The sequence below is a fragment of the Shewanella surugensis genome, assembly GCF_023284005.1.
In the GTDB taxonomy this organism is placed as follows: Bacteria; Pseudomonadota; Gammaproteobacteria; order Enterobacterales; family Shewanellaceae; genus Shewanella; species Shewanella surugensis.
In genome coordinates this window covers 1-5,084 of record NZ_JAKIKS010000209.1, presented here as the reverse complement: position 1 = coordinate 5,084, position 5,084 = coordinate 1, and the positions used below count along the sequence as shown (strand labels likewise).

General features: G+C 38.8%; 5 protein-coding genes, 1 tRNA gene and 1 pseudogene. 4 read left to right on the top strand and 3 right to left on the bottom strand.

Annotation, left to right across the window (positions count from 1 at the left end; all coding sequences use genetic code 11):
- Nucleotides 1-430 precede the first annotated feature (430 nt).
- From L2764_RS25715 to L2764_RS25705, 3 genes are all read left to right on the top strand, one after another.
- Complete coding sequence (locus L2764_RS25715) at nucleotides 431-811, top strand: hypothetical protein (protein WP_248943203.1); 381 nt, start codon at nucleotides 431-433, stop codon at nucleotides 809-811.
- 168 nt (nucleotides 812-979) lie between these two features.
- Nucleotides 980-1,723, top strand: coding sequence for a pyrimidine 5'-nucleotidase (gene yjjG, locus L2764_RS25710; protein ID WP_248943202.1), 744 nt, complete (start codon nucleotides 980-982; stop codon nucleotides 1,721-1,723).
- 115 nt (nucleotides 1,724-1,838) lie between these two features.
- Nucleotides 1,839-1,929, top strand: a tRNA-Ser gene (locus tag L2764_RS25705).
- Between the two features lie 258 nt (nucleotides 1,930-2,187).
- Here L2764_RS25705 and L2764_RS25700 read toward each other — a convergent pair.
- The 3 genes and pseudogenes from L2764_RS25700 to L2764_RS25690 form a co-directional block, all read right to left on the bottom strand.
- Nucleotides 2,188-3,042, bottom strand: a complete 855-nt coding sequence (locus tag L2764_RS25700) for an alpha/beta fold hydrolase (RefSeq protein ID WP_248943201.1) — start codon at nucleotides 3,040-3,042, stop codon at nucleotides 2,188-2,190.
- Nucleotides 3,043-3,286: 244 nt separating this feature from the next.
- A pseudogene (locus L2764_RS25695) lies at nucleotides 3,287-3,571 on the bottom strand (CPBP family intramembrane glutamic endopeptidase); the annotation flags it as partial.
- Between the two features lie 12 nt (nucleotides 3,572-3,583).
- On the bottom strand, nucleotides 3,584-4,108 hold the full coding sequence (locus L2764_RS25690; RefSeq protein WP_248943199.1) for a hypothetical protein: 525 nt from the start codon (nucleotides 4,106-4,108) through the stop codon (nucleotides 3,584-3,586).
- A 259-nt stretch (nucleotides 4,109-4,367) separates the two neighbouring features.
- On the opposite strand from L2764_RS25690, the gene L2764_RS25685 reads away from it, so the two are divergent.
- Nucleotides 4,368-4,784: a hypothetical protein gene (locus L2764_RS25685; RefSeq protein WP_248943198.1), complete on the top strand. Its 417-nt coding sequence runs from the start codon at nucleotides 4,368-4,370 to the stop codon at nucleotides 4,782-4,784.
- Nucleotides 4,785-5,084: the final 300 nt, after the last annotated feature.

The window sequence follows — 5,084 nt, the reverse complement described above, 5'->3', positions numbered from 1 at the left end:
ACTGGTGTTGAACTTTACTTTTAGCCATAACCATTTATCCACTCAAAGCCTTACTTTAACTATAGTTCAGTTTTAGTAGCTTATGGCTGAGACTTGTCGGTAATCAGGAAAATTTATGACTGGAGTGAGCTTAAGTTTATGGCATTAAAAACCTTTATTTGCAGTTCAAATATCGATGCTCTGGAGCAAGCGTATCGCAACTATAAAGAGTAATTGATCCTGTTTTTTTTTGTAATAGTCAAGTATTTTGGTCATCCTTTGAATGTTATTTCTTATCATCTAGTACTATTTTATAACGAGAAAATTTAAAGTAAATGTTACTTGTTATGATATATTGTATTCATATTGTGAAGGTCATATCTGTGAGTGAACTGCTTAAATTGGAAGTTAACTGTTACCTACTAATGACGCCCATGTAATAAGAGGTAGAATGGTGACGAAAAACCTATTTGATAAACAAGTTAAAGAAATAGCTGTTAAAACGGTATTACATTTTGATGATAATGGCCATTATTGTGCCATTGATTATGCTGAACTTTATGACACAATCGTGTCTTCAGGCCATATTGAATATAAAGGTAAAATATTTTTGCCTTCTCAGTATTTAGTGAACTTGCCTGAAAAAGAGGTCATAGGACAAATGCAATTGATTACGCAGCAGATTCAACTGGTATTAGAAGGGAAAAAAGGTATTTTCATTCGAGGAACAGAGCTTTCAGTCCCTAATAAATCATTTTTTGAATGGGTCGTGGATCTCTCCGCTTTAGGTTTGTTAGGGGTCATTACCTCTTTATTTATCATTTTTGATTGAATGGTGTTTTGGCGATGTTTTTATCGCCGCTACTAAGACTAAAAGTGTCATGTTCATGGCACTTTTTATTTGCTACATGCTTTGTTTTTTCTTAATCTACATGTCATTTAAACTTCAATAAATAACCATGCTTATTTTTTAATAAGCATGGTTTTAAAAGGATGCGGTATGAAGTATCAATGGATTTTGTTCGATGCCGATGAAACCCTGTTTCATTTCGATGCATTTAAAGGGCTGCAAATCTTGTTTTCGCGATTTAACGTGGAATTTACACAGGAAGATTTTGATTATTATCAACAGGTTAACCTCAAGCTTTGGGTGAGCTATCAGGCGGGGGAAGTCAGTGCTAAGCAATTACAAGAACAGCGATTTCAGTCTTGGGCAGAGAAGCTTAATGTTACCCCCAAAGTATTAAACAGTGGCTTTTTGAATGCGATGGGTGATATTTGTTGTTTATTGCCGGGCGGACAAGTATTGATTGATGCACTTAAGGGCAAGGTGCGTTTAGGGATCATTACCAATGGTTTTACTGCATTACAAACCATTCGATTACAAAGAACAGGTTTACTTGATATTTTCTCTTTGGTGGTCATTTCTGAGGAAGTAGGGCTTGCCAAACCCGATGTGGGTATTTTTGAATATGCATTTGATCGTATGGGACAGCTTGAGAGTGAAAAAAAGCGTGAGCGCATAGAGCAGCCTGAGCCTGTAGAAACGTTTGATCGCAACCGCGTGTTAATGGTGGGGGATAATCAGCATTCAGATATTAAAGGGGGTATGAACGCAGGCATAGACACCTGTTGGCTCAATCGATTTGATGAGTCATTAGCCGATAATATTAAGCCCACATATCAAGTCTGTTCTTTACTTGAATTAAAAGAATTACTGATCCCCAGTGCTGTAGCGGTGTGAAATTCATCACAGTGTTGTTTTATTATGCTTAAAAGCTGTGATGGTCGATTTTTTATTCGCTTGAACAGCTTAGGGGTTTACAAGCTCATGATAACCCCCTATTATCTGCGCCACTGGAGAGATGGCAGAGTGGTCGAATGCACCGGTCTTGAAAACCGGCATGGGTTTATAGCCCATCTAGGGTTCAAATCCCTATCTCTCCGCCAAATAAAACGAAAAAGCCGCTAATTTTATTAGCGGCTTTTTCGTGCCTAGTTGCCAATAAAATAGTACGGGTTTATAGCGCACGTATGTAGGGTTCAAATCCCTATCTCTGTGCCAAATAAACAAAAAAGGCAACCTTAACATGTTGCTTTTTTGCACCTGAGATAAAAATGAAAACGGCATGGGTTTATAGCATGTCTATGTCAGTCCCCTTTGAGATGAAAATGTCATTGGCCTTCATTTAAAGGCTAAAGCATTTTTTAGGATGATTGTATAAAGTTATTGATGACTTGATTAAAGTAGCTGGGATTTTCAATAAAAGGAAAGTGCTTACCGCCTTCATGTTCTTCAAAAATAACCAGCTTGGCATTGGGGATTTGTTGGCTGGTCCAGTATTGGGAAGATGCGGAGATCAGACTTGCGCGGCCGCCAATGACTAAGGTAGGTAGGGTGATCTTTGGAAATAGGCTGCGCCAGTCTTGATAAAAAGCATCATAGAGTAGTGACGCCGCAGCTTTTTTGGGAAGGGTGTCACTGTTATCTAGCAACAATTGCCTTTTTTCATCAGATGCAGATTTACTTAACATACAGTTGGAAAAAACCTTCATAAAGTGATCATCTTGGCTAGAGGCGATTTGATCACAAAGTTGATCGATGGATTTTGGATCGGATGTCGGGCCATAATTTTGGATCTCTGTTTGATTCCAAATCGGGTTCATCATTGGAGTGGCGGCTCTATCGATAAAAATGAGCTTACTAAGCGGTGAGGATCCAAAAAGCTCTAAATAGCAACAGATGATAGTGGCACCAAAATTATGACCGAGTAGGATGAGCTCCTTTAGTTGCAAATGTTCAATAAACTCATGGAGATCTTTTGCTAGTCTATGCACTTTATAGCCATGGGTGACTTTTTGTGATAAACCATGGCCTCGCATGTCGAGAGTAAGGATGCGATATTGACTGCTCAGGTCATCGAACTGATATTTAAAGACTTCACAGCTTATATTCCATGTTGGGAGCATGAGCAGAGTGGGTCCTTGCCCCTTGTCTAGGTAGTGTAACTGGGCACCATCATTAGTGATAAAATAATGGCTATAAGGAGAGATGACAGCCACAACGCATATAACTCCAGCAGCAAAATGATGTCTCTATTATAACCAGTAAACCTTCTTTTTATGGTAAATGAAGTGTAATTAACCTGAGATCAAATAACACAGTGTGATTGAAGCTTAGTAGAGTAAATACATTATTAACTTGTCTAGTCGATATTTGGCGTCAACAGCCCGGAGTACCATCCCTCTTAGGTCCTGTCATTGAGGATGATCAATGGTAACTTAATTCTAAAGGTAATCTACCTCGCTAGCATTGGATAAGTAAAAACAACAAATGGGTAAAGTTAAATAAGAAGCGACAAAGAATTGCGGCCCATAGTCGGCCGATAAAATGAAAGATGAGTCCGTAGCCAATGCCTGCGAGTGTGGCGAATACCATGAGTAATATGCCGCCGGCAAAGTGGGTGAGGCCAAAGAGGATACTGGCCAAGATTAACCCCACAATCCAACCACACTTTTCGGTGATGAGTTGTTGAAAGTAACCTCGAAACAAGGCTTCTTCGGCGATGCAGACGAAGAACAGATTGTTGAAGGCAAATAACCACTACCAGCTGGGGAGCGAGAGTTCAGGTTTGAGCGCCCCTAATACACTTGCGATAGGAAGCAGTGCAAATAAAGGGATGAGGGTGAACAAAATAGGTTTGAGTTTGACGGTTTTAGCCTGTCCGAGCAGTGGTGGATAAGCCAATATCAATGCAAACAACAACATTGGTTTATCGAAGTTAAGATACATTGAATCGGGTACGCTGTTTGGGCTGGCGACAACCTTATTTAATACTTGAAGATTATTAAAACCCGGCACGAAATGAAAAAATAGGGCTAAAGACCAAAAGCTTATAAAGAGTAAACCGACATAGCGCCAAAAGGAATTAAATGAAGGGGTTTTATAGGCGATGCCCAAGTCTATGATAATACTTGCAAGCCCTGTGAGGTTGAGCCTGTGTTCGAATAATCCTCCTATTAGGCAAAGTGCCAGTAACGCGAATGCGGCTTTAAATTCTTGTAATAAGATGGCAATGAGTGACAGAGCAAGTGGAAGCCAAATCCAAATTGAGATATCAAGTGTCATTCATTTCCCCTCGAGGTTGAATTACCCCCGAAGCGGTTTGGGTTTATATGAAGTGTAGAATGTTTGAGTATAAATAAAATTATCACTTTGAGCGCAGGTAAGTGGATGGTAATAAAATCTAACTGCTTTTTTATTCTTTACTGCTAAAGTCTAATTTTATATTATCTCTTAGCCTATATTACAACTTAACTTATTGATTGTTAATTAATGTTTGAGTTTTGTTACAGGTTGTAATATGAGCTATTATCAAGGAAGTATAATGAAAAAGTCTTTATTTATCTCTTTACTCTTTTGTGTTTCTTTTATGAGTCATGCTTACTATGGTGATCCGAAACAACAAGTCAGCCATTTTTTTACTGAGTTAGGGAAAGGAGAAATATCTCAAGCGGTTGATAACTTGTATGCGAGTAATCCATTAGCGGCGCAAAAATCACAAGAACTGACGCTGTTGAAGCAACAATTAGGCAGTATAGAGCCTTTGTATGGCAAGTTTTTGGGCTCTGAAGATATGCATTATGAAGTGATATCTGATTCGGTTGTGAGGGTTGTTCGAATGGCTAAATATGAACAACATCCAGTGACATGGGAATTTTATTTCTATAAACCTAAAAAGACTTGGATGATTAGTCAGGCGCTTTTTGTTGATCAATTTCAGGTGGTTGATTTAAAAAAGTAAGCCTTGTTACTATTTAAGGTTTATTGAGTGAATACAATGAGCTGCTTGCTCACTGTATCTGCTTTACTTTACAGGCATTTTTAGCGGCTTCTCTGCCAAATGTAAAGCAGAATGAGTCAGTGTAATGGCTTCTAGCATAACTTCAGGAACGGAGCAGTTAAATAAAATAGCAGTGGCTTTATTGTCTATGCAGGGCGGGATCGCACTTTGTTAACAAAGATTGAATCTGCTGAATTACTGTGATCTAATCGCACCTCACTTTCTGAGAGGTAACCCAATGACCCTGATCGAACACCTTAC